Origin of the sequence: Bacteroides ovatus (assembly GCF_001314995.1) — a bacterium.
Taxonomy (GTDB): Bacteria; Bacteroidota; Bacteroidia; order Bacteroidales; family Bacteroidaceae; genus Bacteroides; species Bacteroides ovatus.
The window spans coordinates 4,043,724-4,067,736 of record NZ_CP012938.1 but is presented as its reverse complement, the minus strand read 5'-3'; the positions used below and the strand labels follow the sequence as shown (position 1 = coordinate 4,067,736).

15 protein-coding genes are annotated in these 24,013 nt (G+C 42.1%); 4 read left to right on the top strand and 11 right to left on the bottom strand.

Annotation, left to right across the window (positions count from 1 at the left end; translation table 11 throughout):
• The first annotated feature begins 462 nt into the window (after positions 1–462).
• Positions 463–1,401, top strand: a complete 939-nt coding sequence (nadA, locus tag Bovatus_RS15690; protein WP_004298721.1) for a quinolinate synthase NadA — start codon at positions 463–465, stop codon at positions 1,399–1,401.
• Between the two features lie 144 nt (positions 1,402–1,545).
• Here nadA and Bovatus_RS15685 read toward each other — a convergent pair whose 3' ends face one another.
• The 4 genes from Bovatus_RS15685 to leuS all read right to left on the bottom strand — a co-directional run bounded on the left by Bovatus_RS15685 (position 1,546) and on the right by leuS (position 6,919).
• Positions 1,546–2,388, bottom strand: coding sequence for an OmpA/MotB family protein (locus Bovatus_RS15685; protein ID WP_004298719.1), 843 nt, complete (start codon positions 2,386–2,388; stop codon positions 1,546–1,548).
• Between the two features lie 31 nt (positions 2,389–2,419).
• The gene (locus Bovatus_RS15680; protein ID WP_052587942.1) at positions 2,420–3,001 is read right to left on the bottom strand and encodes a non-canonical purine NTP diphosphatase; all 582 of its coding nucleotides are present in this window, start codon (positions 2,999–3,001) and stop codon (positions 2,420–2,422) included.
• A gap of 50 nt (positions 3,002–3,051) precedes the next feature.
• Positions 3,052–3,969 carry a YitT family protein gene (locus Bovatus_RS15675; RefSeq protein ID WP_004298714.1) on the bottom strand — a complete coding sequence of 306 codons (918 nt, stop codon included), beginning with the start codon at positions 3,967–3,969 and terminating at the stop codon, positions 3,052–3,054.
• A gap of 115 nt (positions 3,970–4,084) precedes the next feature.
• Positions 4,085–6,919, bottom strand: a complete 2,835-nt coding sequence (gene leuS / locus Bovatus_RS15670; RefSeq protein WP_004298710.1) for a leucine--tRNA ligase — start codon at positions 6,917–6,919, stop codon at positions 4,085–4,087.
• 735 nt (positions 6,920–7,654) lie between these two features.
• Here leuS and Bovatus_RS15660 point away from each other — a divergent pair.
• Positions 7,655–10,225 (top strand): family 78 glycoside hydrolase catalytic domain, encoded by a 2,571-nt coding sequence (locus tag Bovatus_RS15660; protein ID WP_004298705.1) that lies wholly within the window; start codon positions 7,655–7,657, stop codon positions 10,223–10,225.
• Between the two features lie 166 nt (positions 10,226–10,391).
• Here Bovatus_RS15660 and Bovatus_RS15655 read toward each other — a convergent pair whose 3' ends face one another.
• Both Bovatus_RS15655 and Bovatus_RS15650 read right to left on the bottom strand, forming a co-directional pair.
• On the bottom strand, positions 10,392–11,306 hold the full coding sequence (locus Bovatus_RS15655) for a HEPN domain-containing protein (RefSeq protein ID WP_004298698.1): 915 nt from the start codon (positions 11,304–11,306) through the stop codon (positions 10,392–10,394).
• Between the two features lie 74 nt (positions 11,307–11,380).
• Complete coding sequence (locus Bovatus_RS15650) at positions 11,381–13,132, bottom strand: AAA family ATPase (protein ID WP_004298696.1); 1,752 nt, start codon at positions 13,130–13,132, stop codon at positions 11,381–11,383.
• Between the two features lie 130 nt (positions 13,133–13,262).
• On the opposite strand from Bovatus_RS15650, the gene Bovatus_RS15645 reads away from it, so the two are divergent.
• Complete coding sequence (locus Bovatus_RS15645; protein WP_004298693.1) at positions 13,263–14,138, top strand: DMT family transporter; 876 nt, start codon at positions 13,263–13,265, stop codon at positions 14,136–14,138.
• 73 nt (positions 14,139–14,211) lie between these two features.
• Here the strand turns inward: Bovatus_RS15645 and Bovatus_RS15640 are convergent, their stop codons facing one another.
• Genes Bovatus_RS15640 through Bovatus_RS15630 form a run of 3 tightly spaced genes read right to left on the bottom strand, consistent with a single transcriptional unit; the run spans position 14,212 to position 18,730 of the window.
• Positions 14,212–15,348 carry an alkaline phosphatase gene (locus Bovatus_RS15640; RefSeq protein ID WP_004298690.1) on the bottom strand — a complete coding sequence of 379 codons (1,137 nt, stop codon included), beginning with the start codon at positions 15,346–15,348 and terminating at the stop codon, positions 14,212–14,214.
• A gap of 13 nt (positions 15,349–15,361) precedes the next feature.
• Positions 15,362–16,465, bottom strand: coding sequence for a metallophosphoesterase family protein (locus Bovatus_RS15635; protein ID WP_004298687.1), 1,104 nt, complete (start codon positions 16,463–16,465; stop codon positions 15,362–15,364).
• 6 nt (positions 16,466–16,471) lie between these two features.
• Positions 16,472–18,730, bottom strand: coding sequence for a GH92 family glycosyl hydrolase (locus tag Bovatus_RS15630; protein ID WP_004298685.1), 2,259 nt, complete (start codon positions 18,728–18,730; stop codon positions 16,472–16,474).
• Between the two features lie 773 nt (positions 18,731–19,503).
• Here Bovatus_RS15630 and mutS point away from each other — a divergent pair.
• Complete coding sequence (gene mutS, locus Bovatus_RS15625) at positions 19,504–22,092, top strand: DNA mismatch repair protein MutS (protein WP_032846723.1); 2,589 nt, start codon at positions 19,504–19,506, stop codon at positions 22,090–22,092.
• A gap of 129 nt (positions 22,093–22,221) precedes the next feature.
• Here mutS and lgt read toward each other — a convergent pair whose 3' ends face one another.
• Together lgt and Bovatus_RS15615 are read right to left on the bottom strand one after the other, a co-directional pair.
• Positions 22,222–23,058, bottom strand: coding sequence for a prolipoprotein diacylglyceryl transferase (gene lgt / locus Bovatus_RS15620; protein ID WP_004298678.1), 837 nt, complete (start codon positions 23,056–23,058; stop codon positions 22,222–22,224).
• 17 nt (positions 23,059–23,075) lie between these two features.
• Positions 23,076–23,993, bottom strand: coding sequence for a ketopantoate reductase family protein (locus Bovatus_RS15615; protein WP_004298676.1), 918 nt, complete (start codon positions 23,991–23,993; stop codon positions 23,076–23,078).
• Positions 23,994–24,013: the final 20 nt, after the last annotated feature.

Genomic DNA, 24,013 nt, shown 5'->3' with positions numbered 1-24,013 from the left:
TCTTTTCAGTTAACAAGGTGTTGATAACGGTTTAAAACCTGTCAAAACTATCGGCAAAGATTTTGAAAAATAATTCTTGCATTATTCAAAAGAAGATATAAGAGGCCTTCATTATGAACATTCCAAAAAACTAACCCAAAACTTTCTACACAGACATAAACATATTTTTCAGCACTTATCTACCTGTTTATATCCATAAAGTTTTTAACTTTGCACTTTATCAACAGGGAGTTAATAGCAAACTTCCATTTGACGGCATTTAACGATGCTTTCATTGATAATGAAGCAAGTAGGATAGGATATCTTGCCCTTTACATCAGTTCATAACCGACTCATAAAGCAGAAGTATGGACTAATAACTTATCTGGCAAGAGAAATCGTATTTATTTGCTAACATTATTAACAGGCTATCATCACTAACAAAGGATTTTTTTTTAAAAGGAAAGAAATAAGAATATTATTATGAATGAACTCATAAAGGCTATTAACGAGCTAAAGAAAGAAAAGAATGCAATCATTCTGGGACACTACTACCAGAAAGGGGAAATACAAGACATCGCCGATTACGTTGGCGACAGTTTGGCATTGGCTCAATGGGCAGCCAAAACGGAAGCGGACATTATTGTGATGTGTGGCGTTCACTTTATGGGGGAAACGGCAAAGGTGCTTTGTCCGGACAAGAAAGTGTTGGTACCCGACATGGCGGCAGGTTGTTCGTTGGCGGACAGTTGTCCGGCGGATCAGTTTGCACAGTTTGTCAAAGAGCACCCGGGATACACCGTTATTTCGTACGTCAACACGACAGCTGCCGTGAAAGCAGTGACAGATGTGGTGGTGACTTCCACCAATGCGAAGCAGATCGTGGAAAGCTTCCCCAAAGATGAGAAAATAATTTTTGGTCCGGATAGGAATTTGGGTAATTATATCAACTCTGTTACGAACAGGAATATGTTGCTTTGGGACGGAGCCTGTCACGTGCATGAACAGTTCTCTGTTGAAAAGATTGTGGAATTGAAAGCGCAGCATCCGGAAGCGTTGGTCTTGGCACATCCCGAATGTAAGAGTACGGTTTTGAAACTGGCGGATGTGGTAGGGTCTACGGCAGCATTGTTGAAGTATGCAGTGAATCATCCGGAAAACACCTATATTGTGGCTACCGAATCGGGTATCTTGCATGAGATGCAGAAGAAGTGTCCGCAGACAACGTTTATCCCTGCTCCTCCGAACGATAGTACGTGCGGATGTAACGAGTGTAGCTTCATGCGGTTGAATACGTTAGAGAAGCTCTATGAGTGTTTGAAGAATGAAGCACCGGAAATAACGGTAGATCCGGAGGTGGCTAAGAAGGCAGTGAAGCCGATTCAGCGGATGTTGGAGATTTCGGCTAAGTTGGGATTATAAAGAAATTTGGTTTTTATTATTGTTCTTGAATGAATAACAGTTAGAAACTGTTTTAAAATAATTCAATTCTTTAAAGATAAAAAAATCCTCCCAGTTTATTAACCGAGAGGATTTTTTATTGTTGATTATTGAATCAATTATTTTTTATTTGGATTCTTCCGAACTTTGAAGCATCTGGAACAACTTATCCAACTTCGGAGCCATGATAATCTCCGTACGGCGATTCTTGCTTCTTCCTTCTATTGTTTCGTTGTCATCAATAGGCATATATTCACCGCGGCCGCTAGGCTGAATCTGCAAAGGATTTACATTGTAATTCTTGATGAGGATACGAACTACGGAAGTGGCACGGATCACACTCAAATCCCAGTTATCTTTGAATTGTACAGTATTGATTGGTTTGTTGTCCGTATGTCCTTCGATAAATACGTCGATGTCCGTCTGTTTGTTCAGTACTTCGGCCAGTTTGCCGAGAGCTTCCTCTCCACGTTTGTCCAGGCGGGCACTTCCTGACTGGAATAATAATTTGTCGGACATCGCTACATATACTTTTCCGTCTTTCTCGCGAACGGTCAGCTCGTCAGTACTAAAACCAAGTAATGCGTCTTTTACATTACTCAAGAGGTTTTGTACCTTATCATTCTGCGCCTTAATCATGTCCTGCAATTCATTGATCGTGCGTTCTCTTTCGTTCAGCTCATTTTTCTTTTGGCTCAACAGCGCATTCAGTTTTTCCTGTTCAGTCATGTTGACATTCAACATACTCTGATACTGGCGGATACTGTTCCCCATCTTGGTCGTATCACGCAAGAGGTTTTTGACTTGTGCCGATAGCTGGTTACCAACTTCGCGGGAGTTATCCAACAACCCTTGCAGACTGTCTTTGCTTGCGGTGGCTGCCATCTCTGCAAGCATGAACTTCTTTTTTGTTACACACGAAGTACACAATAGGAGCGTAAGTAAAGTAAACAAAGTAATTTTCTTCATTGTGTTTTATATTTTAAGTGGGTATGTATAATCAGCTTTGCAGAAACTCACAAAGTTTCTGTACAGCCAGTGCACGGTGGCTGATTTGGTTCTTGATATCATTTCCCAATTCGGCAAAAGTCCGGTCATAACCTTCAGGCATGAATACAGGGTCGTAGCCAAATCCGGAATCACCACGTTTTTCTTTGATTATTTCGCCTTTTATCACTCCTTCAAAGAGATACTCCTTTCCGTCCAGTATCAACGAAATAGCGGTGCGGAATTGTGCTTTACGGTTTTCCTTTCCGTCCAGTTCGTGAAGAAGTTTGAGCATATTAGCCTGGGCGTCGTGTCCTTCACCTTCTGCATAGCGGGCGGAATAGACTCCGGGAGCTCCGTTCAAGGCTTCCACTTCCAATCCCGTATCATCGGCAAAACAATCCAGATGATAGTTTTTGTAGATATAGGAAGATTTTAATAACGCATTTCCTTCCAGTGTTTCAGCAGTTTCGGGAATATCCGTTTGGCAACCGATATCATTGAGACTTAATAATTCTACTTGATCTCCCAGGATAGCGGCTACTTCTTCTAGTTTATGAGCATTATTGGTAGCAAATACAAGTTTGCGTTTCATCATCTTATTTTTTGTTTTAACAGGGTTGTTCACTACTTATCAACCGGTTCTTATTTCACTTTTAGCTTATCGAATCCTTCGCCATACACACCGATAACGGAACTTTGAGAGATAAAAGCATTCGGATCAATGCGTTTTACCAAACGGAAAATTTCGAGTGACTGACGTTTCTTGGCAAGTACTACCAACACTTTCACATTGGTTTTACTGTACCATCCCGTACCGTCGAGTACCGTTACTCCCCGGTCGGCGTCTTTAATGATACGGTCGGCTATTTCATCATATTTCTTAGAGAAGATGAAGAATTGAACCGATTGACGAGCACTGTTGATAATCCAGTCGAGCACAACACCAATAATAAACAGGGTGACAAAACCGAAAATAACCCGGCGCCAATCATGAAATATAAAGTAACAGGAGCTGATAATGAATACATCACAAATCATAATCATTCGTCCAAGCGATACATCTTTGTATTTATTGACGATGGCTGCGATAATATCTGTTCCACCCGTACTTCCATTGTAGTTGAAAGTGATACCGAGGCCTACACCGCACATGGCTGCACCAATAATACAGGCCATGAAGTCCTGTCCTGTACCGAGCAATAGCGGCTTACCGTCCGGCGTCATATCCGGTGCTTCTACATAATTGTTCACCACCAACTGGAATAACCAAAGCAGAAAAGTCAGCGTAAAAATAGCATAAGTGGTTTTTATACTAAATTTTGGACCTAATACCCGGATTGCGAAGGTCATCAGAACTGCATTAATGATGAAGTATGACCATTGGATTGGAAATCCCGTTGCATAATAGATAATAGCTCCGATACCGGTAGTTCCTCCGGTAGTTATCTGATAAGGTAACAGGAATGCAGCCCATCCCAAAGAATAGCTTATCAATCCGAGAGTGATGTAGATATAATCTTTCACTTCTCTCATTACTTCTGCTTTTGATAGTTTATGCATAGGATTTTAAGTAATAGGATTTTTAAAGTATTAGGTATAAAGTATTAAGTATTAACCTGGCGGATATATTGGGATAGCGGCTACGGATAATACTTAATACTTATTACTTAATACTTTAAATTACAACGTTTACAATCTTCTTCGGAACGACAATGATTTTCTTTGGAGTCTTGCCGTCAATCCACTTCTGCGAACGTTCGTCGGCCAATACCGCCGCCTGAATAGCGTCCGAAGCTTCATCTGCTGCAAATTCCATATTGAAACGTGCCTTTCCGTTGAAAGAGATGGTATAGTTGACAGTATCTTCTTTCAGATATTCTTCGTTGTATGCAGGCCATTGGGCGTCGCATACGGAAGTTTCGTGTCCCAATACATCCCACAACTCTTCGCAGACATGTGGAGCGAAAGGAGCGAGAGTGATAACGAGCTGTTCCAGAATCTCTTTTTTGCTACATTTCAGGTTGAAGAGTTCGTTTACGCAAATCATGAATGCGCTGATAGATGTATTGTAAGAGAACTGTTCAATATCACCAGTCACCTTCTTGATTAATTTATGAAGGCTCTTCAATTCTTCTTTTGTTGCAGGTTCGTCTGTCACCAGATATTCGTCTGTACGGCTGTAGAACAACGACCAGAATTTACGGATAAAACGGTGTACACCGTCGATTCCGTTTGTATCCCACGGTTTGGACTGTTCTACCGGGCCGAGGAACATTTCGTACATACGAAGTGTATCTGCACCGTATTTCTCAACAATCATATCCGGATTGACTACATTGAACATAGATTTACTCATCTTTTCAACTGCCCATCCGCAGACATATTTTCCGTCTTCGAGGATAAATTCGGCTGTTTTATATTCAGGACGCCATGCTTTGAATGCTTCCAAATCCAAAATATCATTAGATACGATATTTACGTCTACGTGAATAGGGGTAACTTCGTACTGATCTTTCAGGTTCAGTGAAACGAAAGTATTGGTATCTTTGATACGATATACAAAGTTACTGCGACCTTGAATCATTCCTTGGTTTACTAACTTTTGGAAGGGTTCTTCCATTACAGACACACCCATGTCATACAGGAATTTATTCCAAAAACGAGAATAAATCAAGTGCCCTGTTGCATGTTCGGTACCACCTACATATAGGTCTACATTTTTCCAGTACTGGTCAATTTTCGGATCAACTAATGCCTGATGATTATGCGGGTCCATGTAGCGGAGATAGTAAGCCGAAGAACCGGCGAATCCCGGCATGGTGTTCAGTTCCAGCGGGAAGACGGTTACATGGTCAATCTTCTCATTTTCTATGACACATTTGTTTACTGTATCCCAAGCCCATTTAGTTGCGTGTCCTAATGGAGGCTCACCTGTTTCGGTAGGCAGGAATTTAGCGACTTCCGGAAGTTCCAGCGGCAGGCTGGCTTCGTCAATCATATAGGGCATTCCGTCTTTGTAGTAAACAGGGAACGGCTCACCCCAGTAACGTTGGCGAGAGAAAATAGCGTCACGCAGACGGTAGTTCACTTTCACACGGCCCAGATTGTGCTCTTTTACATATTTCTTGGTTGTCTCTATCGCTTCTTTGATGGTCAGTCCGTTCAATGAAAGATCACAGTAAGGAGTGACATCAAGACGCGGAGAATTGCAAACAATACCTTCTTTTGCATCGAAACTTTCTTCGCTAACATCACAACCTTCTACCAACGGACGGATTTCCAATCCGAAATGTTTGGCAAATGCATAGTCGCGGCTATCATGAGCAGGTACAGCCATAATAGCTCCTGTTCCGTATCCGGCCAGTACGTAATCGCTGATCCATACAGGCACTGCTTCACCTGTGAACGGATTAATAGCATACGAACCACTGAACACACCGGTAACACTACGGTCGGCAATACGTTCGCGTTCCGTACGTTTTTTGGTACGATCGAGGTAGGCGTCTACTTCTGCTTTTTGTTCAGGAGTCGTTAACTGTGCCACCAATTCACTTTCCGGAGCCAATACCATAAAGGTAACACCGAACATGGTATCTGCACGAGTGGTAAAAATAGTGAATTCGAGGTCACTGTCTTTTACTTTGAATTGCACTTCGGCACCTTCCGAACGTCCGATCCAGTTTCTTTGGGTTTCTTTCAGAGAATCTGTCCATTCGATCGTGTCCAATCCATCAAGCAAGCGTTGTGCATACGCAGATACACGCAGACACCATTGGCGCATTTTCTTCTGGATAACAGGAAAACCGCCACGTTCGCTGACTCCGTCTACTACCTCGTCGTTAGCCAGTACAGTTCCTAATTCGGCACACCAGTTTACCATTGTTTCACCCAGATAAGCGATACGATAGTTCATCAGGATTTCCTGCTTTTCTTTTTCGCTTTTGGCGTTCCACTCTTCGGCAGTAAAGCTGATATCTTCGCTGCAAGCGGCATTGAGTCCTTCGTTTCCGTAGATGGCGAAGGCTTTTTCCAGTTCTTCGATAGGACGGGCTTCCTGTTCATCGTTACAATAATAGCTGTTGAACATTTTTTGGAAGGCCCATTGGGTCCAATGATAATATTCCGGGTCGCAAGTACGGATTTCACGGTTCCAGTCGAAAGAGAAACCTATTTTGTCCAACTGCTCGCGGTAGCGGTTGATATTGTTGACGGTAGTGATAGCAGGATGCTGTCCGGTCTGGATAGCATATTGTTCTGCCGGCAAACCGTAAGCGTCATATCCCATTGGGTTGAGTACATTGAAGCCCTGCAGTCGTTTGTAACGGGCGTAAATATCCGAAGCAATGTATCCCAGCGGATGACCTACGTGTAGACCAGCTCCTGATGGGTAAGGAAACATGTTTAGTACATAAAATTTTTGCTTCGAATCATCTTCCGTAACTTGGTAGGTTTTCTCTTCTACCCACCTTTTCTGCCACTTCTTTTCAATTTCTCTGAAATTGTACTCCATAGTGATAAAGTTTTTATTTATAGTGATTTATACTGTTATTTCTAATTCGAGGCACAAATTTACGTGTTTATTTTCAGATAACCACGCTTTCCCTATTGACTTTCTTCTTTTTATTTTGTATATTTGAGGTCAATAATAATAAAGAAATAACAATGAAATATATAAATTTTATTACATAAAGTTCAATAGGTTAATATGCGAATTGCATAATGAGGATAACGAATGGGCAAGAAACTGTGAAAGTTCTTGCCCATTTTTGTTGCAATAATTCTATTTTAGGTATTGAAAGTGTCAAAAAAGAGTTTATAATAAACTTGGATACCGTTTATAATAAACCTCTTCGTTATTTATTAAAAACTTGAATAGAGTTTATTCGATTTCGAGGGTTTCGTGTAAAGAAGAAAGAATGATTGCAATGAATAACCGGCATCTTTTTTTCTTCTTTAATAAATAATTTCTACAATATACTGAATGAGTGTATTGATTATATTATTTTACAATATGTCATTGTTTTGCTCGATAATCGATCATTCAATGTACAAAGCTCCTGTCGTCTGTTCAATCAGATCGGACTTATGAGTCAGTTCCGGATTGAATAGAAACCATCATTGAGTCAAAAAAAATGCAGAAATCGTCTGTCATATCATATAATTCTGTAATTTTGTTGTGCAAGCCCCGTAAAACTAAAACAGTATTTCTAAGTTAATCTTTTAATACTAAAAAATACATATAAGTATGAAAATGAATCTTCATTGTTTTGCGAATCTTATCCCGATAATGATTTTCGCGCTTTTCTCGAATAGCGGACTGATAAACGCAACCGAAGTCGGAAAACGTACTGACGCATTGGAAGCATCAGCCTGGAACGAATCCAAATGGATTTCCGCAGTAAACGCCCCTGTAGTGAAAGGACATAACAACGGTCGCGCAGCCGATGGAGCGAGTTGGTTCGTGTCCACCGTGAAAAACGAACAGAAAATTGTCTCTGCCAAGTGGATGACCGCTGGACTGGGAGTTTACGAGTTGTATGTGAATGGGAAACCCGTAGGCGGGGAATTTCTGAAACCGGGCTTCACACACTATGCCAAGACCAAACGTTCTTTCACCTATGATATTACAGACATCATCCGTACCAAGCCAAACGCCGAGAACATGCTTTCCGTACAGGTGACGCCGGGATGGTGGGGTGACAAAATCATAACCCCCGGAGGATATGACGGCATGATAGGCAAGAAATGTGCCTTCCGTGGTGTACTGGAACTGACTTTTTCTGACGGAAGCAAAAAGCGTTACGGTACTGACCTTAAAAACTGGAAAGCCGGAATTGCCGGCCCGGTGAAACATGCCGGTATCTTTGACGGAGAAGAGTACGATGCACGCGAGCCGATGGGCTACGAATGTGTGGACAAACTTTCCACCCCCGAAGAGAATACAGAATTCTCCGGCGACATCCTGCCTTCGGACGGAGCGGAAGTCTATCTGCGTACTGATCTCGCCCTCGCTCCTGTCAAAGCATACGTTTGGAAGAATGTAGAAGGAGCAAAGGAGAATGAGTTCGGTAAGGTAATTATCGCCCGTGAGTTCGCATCGGGTACGGAGATGACCGTAAGTCCGGGAGAGACGTTAGTGGTGGACTTCGGACAAAATTGTGCCGGCGTACCCTCTTTCGTATTCAAAGCCGCCGAGGGAACGGTGCTGACCTGCCTTCCTGCAGAGCTGCTCAATGATGGCAACGGTGCCAAGATTCGTGGCATGGACGGTCCGGAAGGAAGCTGCCATCGCGAAAACCTGCGCATCCCCCACACCAGCATCCGTCTGGATTACACCTTTGCTGGCGGAGATAACTATGTGGCCTATTATCCTCACTGCACCTTCTTCGGTTACCGCTATGTCTCCATAACTGCCACCGGGAATGTTGCCATCAAGTCGTTGAAGTCCATCCCCGTTACTTCCATCGCAAAGGAACTGGAGACCGGCACTATCACCACAGGCAACGACCTTGTGAACAAGCTCATCTCCAACACTTATTGGGGACAGCTATCCAACTACCTGTCTATACCCACCGACTGTCCGCAGCGTGACGAGCGTCTGGGCTGGACAGCAGACACACAAGTGTTTGCAGAAACCGGTACGTTCTTTGCTAACACCATGAAGTTTTTCCATAAGTGGATGCGTGACATGCGCGACACTCAAAACAGTTTGGGTGGATTCCCCGGAGTGGCTCCCTTGGCACAATACGGTGATGAGAAAATGCGTTTGGGTTGGGCCGATGCCGGAATCATTGTGCCCTGGACGGTATGGAAGCAATTCGGTGACACGCAAATTATTGAAGAGAGCTGGAACGCCATGGACCTGTTTATGAACCACATCAACGACACCAAGTATAATCACGAGACTCTCTGCGGTGAGAACGGCAACTACCAATGGGCTGACTGGTTGAGCTACGAACCACTGGAAAGTTGTAGCGGACTCGCTTTCTCTCCCCAAGGCCCGCTTCCTGATGCCGTCAGCTATTGGAACTATTTGAGCGCTTCTTACTGGGTGATAGATGCTTTCATGATGCGGGATATGGCTGCCGCCACTGGTCGCGATGCCGCCAAGTACCAGCAAATGGCCGATTCGGCAAAGGCATACATCAAAGAGAACTTCCTCAACGAGGACGGCACTTTCAAAACCGCCATCCTCAACACCATGCAAACTCCTGCCTTATTTGCCCTAAAGAACCAGCTTGTGGAAGGCGAAGCCAAAGCGAAGATGATAGACCGCCTGCGCGAAAACTTTGCACAACACGATCTTTGCTTGCAGACCGGATTTCTGGGCACATCTATCCTCATGCCCACCCTCACGGAAAATGGCATGGAAGACATTGCCTATGAACTCCTCTTCCAACGTAAGAACCCAAGTTGGCTGTATTCTGTGGACAACGGAGCCACCACCATCTGGGAACGGTGGAACAGTTATATGATAGACAAGGGAATGGGACCGCGCGGCATGAACAGCTTCAATCATTATGCCTACGGATGTGTATGTGAATGGATTTGGGAAACCGTTGCCGGCATCGCAGCCGATCCTGCCACTCCCGGCTTTAAGCATATCATCATGAAGCCCATTCCAGACAAGCGACTGGGACATGTGACTGCCGAATACCGTTCCACCGCCGGACTCATCAAGAGTGCCTGGAAATACGAAGGTGACACTTGGATTTGGGAATTCACCATTCCTAAGGGTGTTACCGCTACCGTAACCCTTCCCGGAGAGGTGAAGTCAAAGGACTATGGAAGTGGAACTTACAAAGTGACCAAATAAAGTATATAGTTACTCATGTATAAATTTGATATTTAGGCTGTATCCCGAAGAGGAATACAGCCTCTTTTCTCTTGTTTTGGCTATTTTAAAAGGGAGATATTTGAAAAACAAATCGTACATGAAAGGAGAATGTAAAAGGTTGATATATTATTTTACAATATATGGTTTACATCTTGTCTTTCTCTTCTTTTTCTATCATCTCATCGTAATATGCCATGCGTGCGGCACATTCCCGAATAGTAACTTCGTGTAGCACCTCTGTTTGTGCCAGCATATACTCATATTGCTCTTTGCTAACGGTGAATAGTCGGTTATATCGCGCTTCGACATATGCTCTGCATAATTTATCAAAGGCTTTATTATCTTCGAAAGTATGGGTTGGAAATACATTTGCGAATTCTCGTGAACAGCTTTTAACCATCGCTCCCAACACTTTCAATTCATGAGATTTAGGGCGAAAGCCGCTATACACAAGCGTAAATGTTTTGTAGAAACGCTCGCAGGCTTGATGTAATAAGAAAGAACCGTATTTAAAATTACCATTTTTGTAAGCAGTGTGTCCTGAATCTAGGAAACATTCTCCCATGTCGAAGCATTCTGCATATTCTTCTTCCGCATATTGCTTAATTTCCCGAAACGGCAATTTCTCCGGTTTGCCAATCTGAAACGTACCATCGTCATACAACAGAATACCATCTTTTATAATCTCATAGAAGAAATAATGCTTCCTTCTCATAGCCCGATTAATGGTCGTCGGATTTTCTACAATAATACTAGGGGGAGCCGGACGCCGCTTTCCTTCCATTCTTTTATCATATTTGGGGACGATAACTTCGCGCGCATGTCTCTCTGCATTAGTAGCATCTTTCGTATCACATATCACCAGAATATCCAAATCACTTTGGTAGTAAGTACTCCCGTACCCGTCGAATGTTTCATCCCAGATGACATATTTTCCTCGTGCATAACTTCCATACAGGATAATCATACGCACTTTCGAAAGATTCGACAATATCAGTTCTTGCAGCACCGCCAGCTCTTCTTGCGTGCGTTTGGGTAGACGTTTTATTGATCTTTTCATATTGTCAGCCTATCTGTTTTTTGCATAATGCGCTTGTAATGCGAGTTTCTTTTTGTATTAAACCTCTTCACATATTAAATCTCTTCGCATATCGGCATATCCATTCCTTTGTACACAACCACAATCTTATGAAGCTGTGTAGTGCCTACTGCTCTTTTCACCGTATCAGTGTCAGCATAGCGATTGGCTTGGTCAATAGCTTCCAGTCGCAGTTCTTCCACGCGGTTTTCAGGGTCTTTATACTTGGCATATTTCAGTTCCACAATGTAGCTGTGCTTCATGTCTGAATAGATATCCAGTAGCGGACAGAGGAAAATGTCGACATAGCCTGCCTGTGTGTCCTGTTCGGAAATGGGACGGTAGAAACGGTTTTGTGCCGTCATGGCAAGCGTAAAGCCGTGGACAAAAAATTCACCTTTCTGCTTGTCACGCTGGGAGGTGTAGCGTTTCAGGCAGTCAGCAATATAACCGAAATAGGCTTTCCAGTCGCCATCGTAGGCAAGAGCGCTGGCAAGTTCGTTCTTTTCGTAACTACTGAAATTGAGTTCGGCTTCGTTATAGGTACTTAGCAGATAAGTGTAGATTTGTTCGCGGACTACCTGATTAGGAATGGTGAGTTTGGTCTTTCCTTTATACGTGCCACTAATGGTGAGCATACCGAAATAGTAGAGCAGGCTCACAAAGTTGTCGGGGTTGGTAATATTGACGGCAGGAAAACCTTTTTTCAGTTCTCCGGTGACGTAGCCTTCGCTCACCAATGTTTGTATGATGGAAGCATCATGGGCAAACTCTTTGTCCTTCCGGATGAGCATACGTAATTTTTCGTAATCGATACGGATATTGTCTTCTACCATATCCCGGGGGGCTTTGCCTCGTTGAATATAATTCTTGACGAAGTAGAGCACCATATTTGAGTTGTACATGGTGGTTTCGCCATAACATTCTTCCGCAAAGCAGTAGTTGTCATACCAGGGTTTCATTATTTCTATCAATTCGTCCACACTGTGGTTGAATGGACTGGTGGTAGAATAGTAAGTGAGCATTTGGCGCACTTCTTCTTCCGTGAAACCTATCATCTCGTTGAATTCCGGCGTGAGCGAGTAGTTGGTTCCGATGTTGAAACCGCTTGTGAGGTCGTCCATTGTCACGGGGCTTACACCGGTAATGAAACAACGCTCGATACTGGAATAAGTTCCAGCTTTAATTTTATTGAAGAAGGCGCGCAGATAACCTTCGCCATGTGTTTCGTCCGTATAGCGGTGCAGGCTTTCTATATCCGAGAGGATGGCATTGGTGAAATGGTCGTATTCGTCAATAAAAAGGTAAATACGTTGGTTGGTCTTATTACATTCTGTGAATAGGTATTCAAATTGTTCGACAGCTCCTTCTTTTTTGTCGAGTTCTTCCTTGATGCCTTTGGGGAGATAGTCGGCGTAAATATCACAGAAATAGTCGAACATTGTTTGGCAATGCGCATCCAGTCCTTTGCGATAGTTGTGTAGTTCGCCTACTATTCCGGAGAAGTTGAGGTATAGTACCAGATAGCTGTTCCGATCGCGCGTAGGGTGCTTTCCGATGTAAAGGTCGCCAAACAGGGCATCGAACTTATCCTTGGCAAGTATATCATAATAGTGCTGCAACATATTTACTGTGAGGCTTTTGCCGAAACGGCGCGGACGAATAAAGAAGAAAAACTTGTCCGCCTCTTCTATCATGGGTATAAACCGGGTTTTGTCTACATAATAACAGTCGTCGCGGCGGATTACTGCAAAGTTCATCATGCCGTATGGGATACGTTTCCTGTCCGGTGCTATATATTTTTCCATAACTTATACCTTATTTTAGGAACTTTCTTTGAACATAAACAAAGGTACGGGCTTTTTGTTACTTCTCCAAACAAACATTCCATAACTTCTCGCTATCTTTGCACTCTATTAAACAAACATCACCACCATTATGGAATTGAAGCATGGATATTACCATCTGATTGCGATACTTGTAGTTGCTATCTGGGGATTGACTTTCATATCAACCAAAGTATTGATTAATCACGGACTGACCCCACAGGAGATATTCTTCTATCGTTTTCTTATTGCCTATCTGGGCATTTGGGTGATTTCTCCCAAACGTCTGTTTACGAGTAATTGGAAAGACGAACTTTGGTTGATGGCAGGAGGTTTTTTCGGTGGTTCACTCTATTTCTTTACAGAGAATACAGCTTTGGGAATTACGCAAGCATCCAATGTCGCTTTCATCATTTGCACAGCTCCCTTGCTTACTACCATTCTTTCCCTTCTCTTTTATAAGAGTGAAAAAGCCACCAAAGGTTTGATTTATGGTTCCATATTAGCTTTAATTGGGGTGGGACTGGTGGTCTTCAACGGTAGTTTTGTACTCAAATTATCTCCAGTAGGGGATTTGCTCACTTTACTTGCCGCCCTGTCGTGGGCATTTTATAGTTTGGTGATAAAGAAAATGACAGGGCGTTACCCCACTGTATTTATCACCCGCAAAATATTCTTTTATGGAGTATTGACCATACTTCCCGCCTTTCTTCTTCATCCGCTGCAACCGGATTTCGATGTACTTTTAAAACCGGTTGTATTATCCAATCTCTTATTTTTGGCCGTTTTGGCATCCTTGGTTTGTTATGTCCTCTGGAATGTGGTATTGAAACAGTTGGGAACCGTTAGAGCCTCCAATTATATCTATCTCAATCCGTTGGTAACAATGGTGGCATCCGTAATCATTCTCCACGAAAAAATCACGTGGATTACATTATTGGGAGCAGGTTGCATTATTTTTGGAGTTTATCAGGCAGAGAAAAAATAAGAAAGAATTTCTTATTTTCATATAGAAGAAACTCTTTCTTATTTCAGTTTGAATGACAGATCTGTTTTATATCTTATTTAGCGAGTAATTGGAGAATTTTATTACTAACATCGCTGTTTTCCTGAACACCGCCAAAAAGCTTGGATTGTGGACCGTATGCAAACAGTGGAACCATGATTGGTGTATGTCCTTTAGATACAAACATTGCTTTCATTTTGCCTTCTTTTATGTTTCCGTCACGTAAAGCTAATGCTCCGGTTTCATGATCAGCTGAAATAATCACTAATGTATTTCCATCTTTTTCTGCAAATCTGATGGCAGCTTCTACCGCCTTATCAAAGTCCAATACTTCACGGACAACTGCCGAATAATCATTGCTGTGCGCACTTTTATCTATTCGGGCACCTTCTACCATTAAGAAGAAACCGTTAGTACTCCTGCTCGAAAGATAGTCAATAGCCATTTGGGTGGTAGACGGAAGGAAATCTCCCCGGTTTTCGTTTACAGAAGCTGTTTTGCTCTTTGTGGGTAAGTATCCCAGTTTTTTAGATTTCTTGATAGCTTTGTCATTCGGTTCCTCTATGATGGTAAACTCTTTTTTGATTTCCTTTTGAACGTTTGGTGCTTGTTTTTCAAATAGTTCATAACTACCGGCAGAAAAGAATGTCAGCTTACTGTTAGGAAGATCTGCCCAAATTTCTTTAGACATTCCACGTTCCGGTTGGTGAGCAAAGAAAGCAGCAGGAGTAGCTCCGTCGAGATTGTCAGTGGTAACGATTCCTGAAATGTAGCCATAGCCGGATAACTTCTCCGGTAAGTTTGGAATAACTTGGTTATTTTCATCCATTCCGAGCGCTCCGTTTTTAGTTTTTTTTCCGGTTGAGTAAGCAGTTCCGGAAGCAGCTGAATCTGTTGTAAACTTGTTGGCAGATTGCGTTCTGACGAAACCGCATGTTTTTAAATTAGTGATAGTAAGCTGTCCTTGATTGGCATACATTCCTGAACAGATATGCGCCAGTCCCATGCCGTCACCTATCATTAAGATGACATTCTTCACCGGTTTGTCGGTAGCATCCATGTCAAATGAAGGAACATACGAACTTTGTGGATTTTCGTTCTTAAAATCTCCTTTGACGATTTCTTGTGCTGATAGATTATAGCAAAAGAATAAGGAGAAAATAAATAAATGAGCTTTAAATTTTACATTCATGGCTAATATGTTTTTAATTAGAAGTAAGTAATTCGGATATGTTGACTGTATCGTATGGCTTTTCTCCAAATGCGGCATAATATTCTAATTGCATCTTGTTGTTTTCTTTGTCAATAGAAAGGATGCCGTAGCCCGGTAAATCCATTTGTTTGAAAAAACGGATATGGGGAGTTTCTTTATCAATCCATTCCATACGCTGTTGTAGAGTAGAAGGTTGCCATTGTGGGTGTGCCGTTACAAATTCAGGACCATAGTCTGCAACTACATTTTTCGGAACCAGCATATTTTTATCTTTGATGACACTGTTGACGAGAATCTGAACGATAGGTCCCCAAGGAGTGTCCCGACAGACAACGGAGTATAGATGCAGATGTGCACAGAGCACGATTGCTTGTTGACTGGCAATGATTTGCAGCAATTGTTCCCTCTTGGCATTATCTTGTCGGAATACATGCCAGCATCTTTCGTTTACCGGAATCACAGGCTCGTGTAACATGACAAACTTGTAAGTTGCCTTCGAACCGGCTAGTGACTTTTCTAATTGTTGTAGCCCTTCCGGATTCCGATCCCATGGATCATAACACACAAATAATACATCATCAAGAGTAGTAGTGTAATTGGCTGACTGTAAGGATGGATGTCCTGCCAATCTTGCCATATTGGGTAAGTATACTTTTTCAAAAGCTTCTTTAGCCCCTGGCCCTGTGATATCATGATTACCTTTAGTCATAATGAAAGGTACTTTCAGATTCATTTTGTTGACAGCTTTAAAGGCACTGTTAGCCATCTGTATTGCTTTTTGTGGAGAACCGGCCAATCCTTCTGACAAGTCCCCCATTTGCAGAACGGCTTTTATTGACGGCTGGTGTTTTTGAACTTGCCCGCTGATTATCCGGGAGAATTCCGGCCATGTATTTTTCGTGAATACTGAATATTCTTTGGTAACTTGGCGCAGATCATCCGGTTTGGTGGATAACCATTCCATATCGTGATCTTCCAATAAATCATAGTGTATATCTCCCAACAAGAGAAATGAAACTTCTTTTTCATTTTGCTCTTGGGAGTATGATTGCAGAGAAATCAAAAGCGATAAAAGGACAAATAATATTTTATTCATATTCTGTTATTTATTCATTTCAAAAGAAGGGGGCACACTGTCTGCCGCCCAATTCTTATTGGGAGTGTTTCCCATTGTAAATTCCAGTTTGCCGCCATTCATCAGTTCTTTATGTTCGAACCAGGACTGGTTCCAATCTTTGCCATTTAATTTGGCTGATTGGATATATTTATTTGTCGGCGAATAGTTGTGTGCAATGACTTCGAATGATTTGCCGGCTCCTGTTTCAATAACTGCTCTTTCGAACATAGGAGTTCCGATGACATAAATAGGCAAACCAGGAGTAATAGGATAGAAACCTAGCATGGAGAAGACTACAAATGCTGACATTCCTCCGCCATCTTCGTCGCCCGGGAGTCCCATCAGGTCATTTCTAAACCATTCATCGAGCAATGTCCTTACTCTTTTTTGAGTTCTCCAGGGCTCTCCTATATAGTTGTACAGATAAGGAATGTGCATACTGGGTTCATTAGCCATTGAAAATTGACCTACATTACCCGTATGATCCGGTAATTGTGCATAAAATACATATTTGGCTTCGCCCAATGGGGTGTTATACATCGTTTCAAGATTATTTCTGAATGCTTCTTTCCCTCCCATCAGTTCAATTAAATCAGCAATATTATGGGGAACATCCCATCGGTATATCCAACCGTTATTCTCGCCGTATGCTTCACGAGCACCTAATCCACCGGCAGTGGCATAATCAAAGGGTTCTATGAATTCGCCTTTTGCATTTTTGGGATGGAAGAATTTTGTTTCAGGATTGAAAATATTCCGATAGTTTTTACTCCCTTGTAGAAAGTAGTTATAGTCTTTCTCATACCCAAGTTGTTTGGCTATTTGTGCCAGACACCATTCATCGTAAGACGTACCTAGAGTGACGGCTACCGGTTGGCGTTTTTCAAATGGGTGTACTTCGTCAGCTGTTTCTTGTTCTCCCGGTGCCAATGCCGGTAAATATCCGTTTTCCCAATAGAATTTTGTGATTTCACCTCCCTTTATGCCTGACCACGGGGCTAACGTTTTTTCTGTAATACCAAGTTTGCAGGCTTCGTAAGCAGCTGATAAATCAAAGTTACGGATTCCTTTTATATATGAATCAATAACAGTGGCTACACCGTGATTGGAATTCATTCTACGGCTGTCTCCCGTAACTTCAGGAAATGTAGGCATCCAGTTATGTTCCATTTGCTGTGCCATTCTGATAAAAGACTGAATCATGTCAGCTTCCATTTGTGGTTCGATGATAACACGTAAGGGGTGGACTGCTCTATACGTGTCCCAAATCCAATCGTCGGTATAAAATGGGACAGAATCTTTGTGGATACTATTGTCGAAAGCACTGTAATAGCGGTTGTCTTCCGAAAGGCAAATCATCCGTTCGTAAGTCCGGTAGAGGGAAGTATAGAATATTGCTTTTGCATTTTCGTCTATTCCTTCCACTTTGATTTTATTTAATGTTTGATTCCAGATGTTTTTGGCAATGTTCATCTGGTTTTCCACATCATAATCTTTTATTTCCCGCTGTAGGTTGGCTTTTGCTTGCTTTTCATCAATGAAGGAAATACCGTAGCGAACTTTGATTGTTTTTATATCTGTTGAATATAAGAGAGCGATACCCACGTTCTTGCCTTTTATGGCAGTGTGGCTGTGATTTATTTCTTCTTTGCTGACAGTCATCGTTTTTTCCGGCAGTGCGGAAGTCTCCATATAAACATATACTTTGGTTTGATGATCTATGTTCTGATAACCGGAAATGGTATTCTCCGTAGTTTTAAGCTCACCATTGGTGGTACTAAGTATTAAATATGGAGCATTGTTTTTCCGGAAACTTAGTTCATAGATTCCTGCCTGGTGGGAAGGAGCGAATTTAGTGGAAACCTCTTCTTCTTCAAAATAGGAAGAATAGGAATAGGGTTTTATCACTTCATTATCATAACAATAGTAATATACCGGTTGTAATCCGCTCTCTGCTCCCTGATAGAAAGACAGGCTGAATGCAGACTTTCCCCGATGCGAGGTGACAATGACCGGTAAGCCTTTTATTTTATCAGAGGTGTAATCTGCTCTTTCCGGATAGATGCGGAGCATACTATTGGGAAGATGGACAGTTGGGTAAGTAGGAACTAACAAATGACTGATATTCCCCATATAGGGATTTACATAGTCAACCGGAGTTAACACTACCTCTTGCTTGTTGCTGCATCCATTGACGATTAAAATCATTAACAGTACTAACGGAATGAATTTTCTCTTGTACATAAACAGATTTTTTTATTTTTCGATGGTTTTAATTAGATTTGCTGTAAATATAGGATGATTTGATTAATGAAAACTTAATGTAACCTTAAAATCTATCTTCTACAAATATTTTTTTTTGTAAAGTTTCGCCATTAAGAGAATATTAATCACCATAAAATATCTTTGGTTCATCTTTAATGCATTAATCAATACTGTATTTTTTAATTTAATAATTAAGTATTATGAAAAACTAAATACAGTATTAAAACAGGTTATCTCTTACTGGCTATTGGAAGCTACTGTTTAGTTTAGTTCATTAGAGCACCGGAATGAATCTATTTTTAAAGGTGGGGCTGCTCTGAACCGAATCTCTAGGATTTCAGGTTGGCCAAAAGAATCTGATGATTGAAAAAGAGAGAGTTCTGCTGGTTTATATCAAATAGGGACGAAGCGTATAGGCATAAAAAAAGGAGCAACGCCTTGCTCCAACCTTTGTTAACCTTAAATCTAATACTATGAAAAACACATTGCAAAGATACGGACTCTTGGGAAATTAGCAAATTATCCAAGAAAAATAGCATGTTTTATAACACGTTTTAATAGTTTTCCCCTACTTATTAAGAAATAAACTCTCCTTTTTTCAAGGTATGCAACATTTATTTTGAAAATTGAATCGGAGCATACCGTTGATTCTCTGCCGAAAAACCGTTATCTTTGCAAGGATAATTCATTATATACTCAACAAAAAAGAAAAGGAGACACCCGTGAACGAAGAAGAGATTGTCCTCACCCCGATGATGAAACAGTTTCTGGATTTGAAGGCAAAACATCCGGATGCAGTGATGCTGTTTCGTTGCGGTGACTTTTATGAAACATATTCTACGGATGCCATCGTTGCAGCCGAAATTTTAGGGATCACACTGACAAAACGTGCCAATGGGAAAGGAAAAACTATCGAGATGGCAGGTTTTCCTCATCATGCCCTTGATACCTACCTTCCGAAACTGGTTCGTGCCGGAAAACGTGTCGCCATCTGTGACCAGCTGGAAGACCCGAAAATGACGAAGAAGCTGGTGAAGCGTGGCATTACCGAATTGGTTACTCCCGGTGTTTCTATCAATGATAATGTTCTGAACTATAAAGAAAATAACTTCCTGGCTGCCGTTCATTTCGGAAAGGCTTCCTGTGGAGTTGCTTTTCTCGATATTTCTACCGGTGAATTCCTTACTGCAGAAGGGCCTTTTGATTATATAGACAAGCTGTTGAATAACTTTGCCCCTAAGGAAATTCTTTTTGAACGTGGCAAACGCCTGATGTTTGAAGGTAATTTCGGTAACAAGTTCTTCACATTCGAGCTGGACGACTGGGTATTTACAGAAACGACTGCCCGTGAGAAACTGCTGAAACACTTTGAAACGAAGAATCTGAAAGGTTTCGGAGTAGAGCACTTGAAGAACGGTATCATTGCTTCCGGTGCTATCCTGCAGTATCTGACAATGACGCAGCATACGCAAATTGGTCACATCACTTCATTGGCGCGTATTGAAGAAGATAAATACGTCCGTCTGGATAAGTTCACGGTGCGTAGTCTTGAGTTGATTGGTAATATGAATGATGGCGGAAGTAGCCTGCTCAATGTGATTGACAGAACAATCAGCCCGATGGGAGCGCGTCTGTTGAAACGCTGGATGGTTTTTCCCTTAAAGGATGAGAAACCGATCAATGAACGCTTGAACGTAGTGGAATATTTCTTCCGCCAACCTGATTTTAAGGAACTGATTGAAGAACAGTTGCATCTGATAGGTGACCTGGAACGTATTATTTCCAAAGTGGCTGTAGGGCGTGTGTCGCCTCGTGAAGTCGTTCAGTTGAAAGTTGCCTTGCAAGCAATTGAGCCGATAAAACAGGCATGTATGGAAGCTGATAATGCGAGCTTGAATCGCATTGGCGAACAGTTGAATCTTTGTATTTCTATTCGTGACCGGATTGCCAAAGAGATTAAAAATGATCCTCCTTTACTGATAAATAAAGGTGGAGTGATTCAGGACGGTGTGAACGCAGACTTGGATGAATTGCGGCAAATCTCCTATTCAGGAAAAGATTATCTGCTAAAGATACAACAGCGGGAGAGCGAAGAGACGGGTATTCCGAGTTTGAAAGTGGCTTATAATAACGTATTCGGTTATTATATCGAAGTCCGTAATGTCCATAAAGATAAAGTTCCTAAAGAGTGGATTCGTAAACAGACGCTGGTTAATGCGGAACGTTATATTACGCAGGAACTAAAGGAATATGAAGAAAAGATTTTGGGAGCGGAAGATAAGATTCTGATTCTGGAAACGCAGCTATATACGGACTTAGTACAGGCATTGATGGAGTTTATTCCACAGATACAGATTAATGCGAATCAGATTGCACGTCTGGACTGTCTGTTGTCATTTGCCAATGTGGCTCGTGAGAATCGTTATATCCGTCCGATTATTGAGGATAATGACGTATTGGATATTCGTCAGGGACGTCACCCGGTAATAGAAAAACAACTTCCGATAGGTGAGAAGTATATTGCCAATGATGTAATGCTGGACAGCGATACACAGCAGATTATTATTATTACAGGTCCGAACATGGCCGGTAAGTCGGCACTCTTGCGCCAAACAGCATTGATTACGCTATTGGCTCAAATCGGCTCGTTTGTTCCTGCGGAAAGTGCGCATATCGGTTTAGTTGATAAGATATTTACCCGTGTAGGAGCGAGCGATAATATATCAGTCGGTGAATCTACATTTATGGTAGAGATGAATGAAGCGGCTGATATCCTGAATAATGTTTCTTCCCGGAGTCTGGTATTATTTGACGAATTGGGTCGTGGTACTTCTACTTATGATGGTATTTCCATTGCTTGGGCAATTGTAGAGTATATCCATGAACATCCCAAAGCAAAAGCACGTACATTATTTGCTACGCATTATCATGAATTGAATGAGATGGAGAAATCTTTCAAGCGTATCAAGAATTATAATGTATCGGTGAAAGAAGTTGATAACAAAGTAATCTTCCTTCGTAAACTGGAACGTGGCGGTAGTGAACACTCTTTCGGTATTCATGTAGCAAAGATGGCCGGTATGCCGAAAAGCATTGTGAAACGTGCAAATGAGATATTGAAACAGCTTGAATCTGATAATCGCCAACAGGGCATAGCAGGTAAACCGTTGGCAGAAGTGAGCGAGAATCGTGGAGGTATGCAGTTAAGCTTCTTCCAGTTGGACGATCCGATTCTCTGTCAGATTCGCGATGAGATATTGAATCTTGATGTGAATAATCTTACTCCTATTGAAGCGCTGAATAAACTGAATGATATTAAGAAGATAGTCAGGGGGAAATAAGCTGAAAATGTATATAATGTCTTAGGATATGTTTTCGATTATTGTCCTGACATTAGGGAAATGGCATTTGTTTTATTGATAAAAAAAGGGATTAGCGATGTTTGAACCGCTAATCCCTCTTTTTTTGATTTAGGCTATTTTCTTTTTTTTCTTGTCATAGAAGAACATGAAATAGACGCCTATTATGATAAACGGAACGCTTAACCATTGTCCCATATTGAACATCATGCTGTTTTCAAAATCTTCCTGATTTTCTTTTAGGAATTCGATGAAAAAGCGGAAGGTGAAGATATAAGTCAGACAAAGCCCGAAGAAGAAGCCACGGTGCAGTTTCTTGCTGTAATTCTTATACAGGTAAATCATGATGAAGAATAGGATAAGATAAGCGATGGCTTCGTAGAGCTGTCCCGGATGACGGGGTTGCATATCTACACGCTCGAAAACGAATGCCCAAGGTACATCAGACGGTTTGCCGATGATTTCGGAGTTCATCAGGTTGGCAAGGCGGATGAAGCAGGCGGTGATTGGAGTAGCTACGGCAATCATATCCAGCACGTCCATATAATGGAGCTTCGTCTTGCGGCAATACAGCCAAAGGGCGATTATCAATCCTAATGTACCGCCGTGGCTGGCAAGTCCTTCATATCCGGTAAATTTCCAGTTTCCGTCCGGCATGAATTTGATAGGAAGAATCATTTCCCAGAAATGAGACAGGTAGTATCCCGGGTCATAGAACAGGCAGTGTCCCAGGCGGGCACCAATCAGAATACCAAAGAAACAATAAAAGAAAAGCGGGTCAAACTTCTTTTCCTCTATCTTTTTATCCCGGTACTGGTAGTGAACAACCACATAAGCAAAGAATATTCCTACTGCCCACAGTAATCCGTAATAACGGATAGAAATGCCGAACAGGTTGAATAGTTCGGGGTTCGGGTTCCAGTTGATGGATAATAGCATGGTATTCATTCTATATTGGATTAATGTTAATGATTAGATTTTTTGAATTTCTCCGCAACCATCCGGTAGGTTGGTATATTTATTCCCTGTTCTTCGGCTGCTGCAATCATGTCGAAGAGCAATCCCTGTATTTCCGAGTCGTGTCCGCGTGCCAGGTCTTTTTGCATAGAAGCGGTACTTTCGGGGTCAAGCTTGTCAATCACTTTCAGGTTGTAGCTGACTGGGTCTTCGGGAAATTCGACGCCCAGTTTCTTTCCTAAGGCAGCGCTTTCCGTAGAAAGTCCGATAAATGTATCCCGTATCTTTCCCGGTTTCTGCACTTCTCCCATCGGAACGTCGTAGTAAGCACCCGTCACAGCCATTGCAGAGATAAACGACCATTTGATAAACGTATCCCGGTTGATGTCTGGTGACAGGTCTACCTTTATGCCTGCTTCCTGCAAGTCTTGTTGGATGGCTTCCAGCAATCCGGGCTTCACAACCGTGCCGTGATGAGCACCATATACCAGACGGAATATTTTTCCCATTTGGGTGATTTCTCCGGTGCCGGATACGAAGCCTACGATATAGATGCAGCCGTCGAGAACGGTGACTTCCGGAACTAGCTTCTGTATGCGCGGCCCTGTGCCATATACATTCAGAATAGGGATGACAACCGTGTCTTTGTGTGCTGCTCTTTTTATCAGTTCTACGATGGAATCGACCGAATAACCTTTCACACATACAAATATCACATCTGCTTTCCCGCTAAATTCTTCAGCCGTAGTTGCCGGGATTCGGAGCGTATGTTCACCCTTTAAATCCGACTTCAGTTTCAAACCGTTCGTTTGAATCGACTGCAAATGAGCTCCACGGGCAATACAGGTTACATCTTTGCCTGCCATCGACAAGAATCCTGCGATACTGCCGCCTACACCTCCCGTTCCTGCAATGAGATATTTCATATTGTTAGCGAATTAGTAAT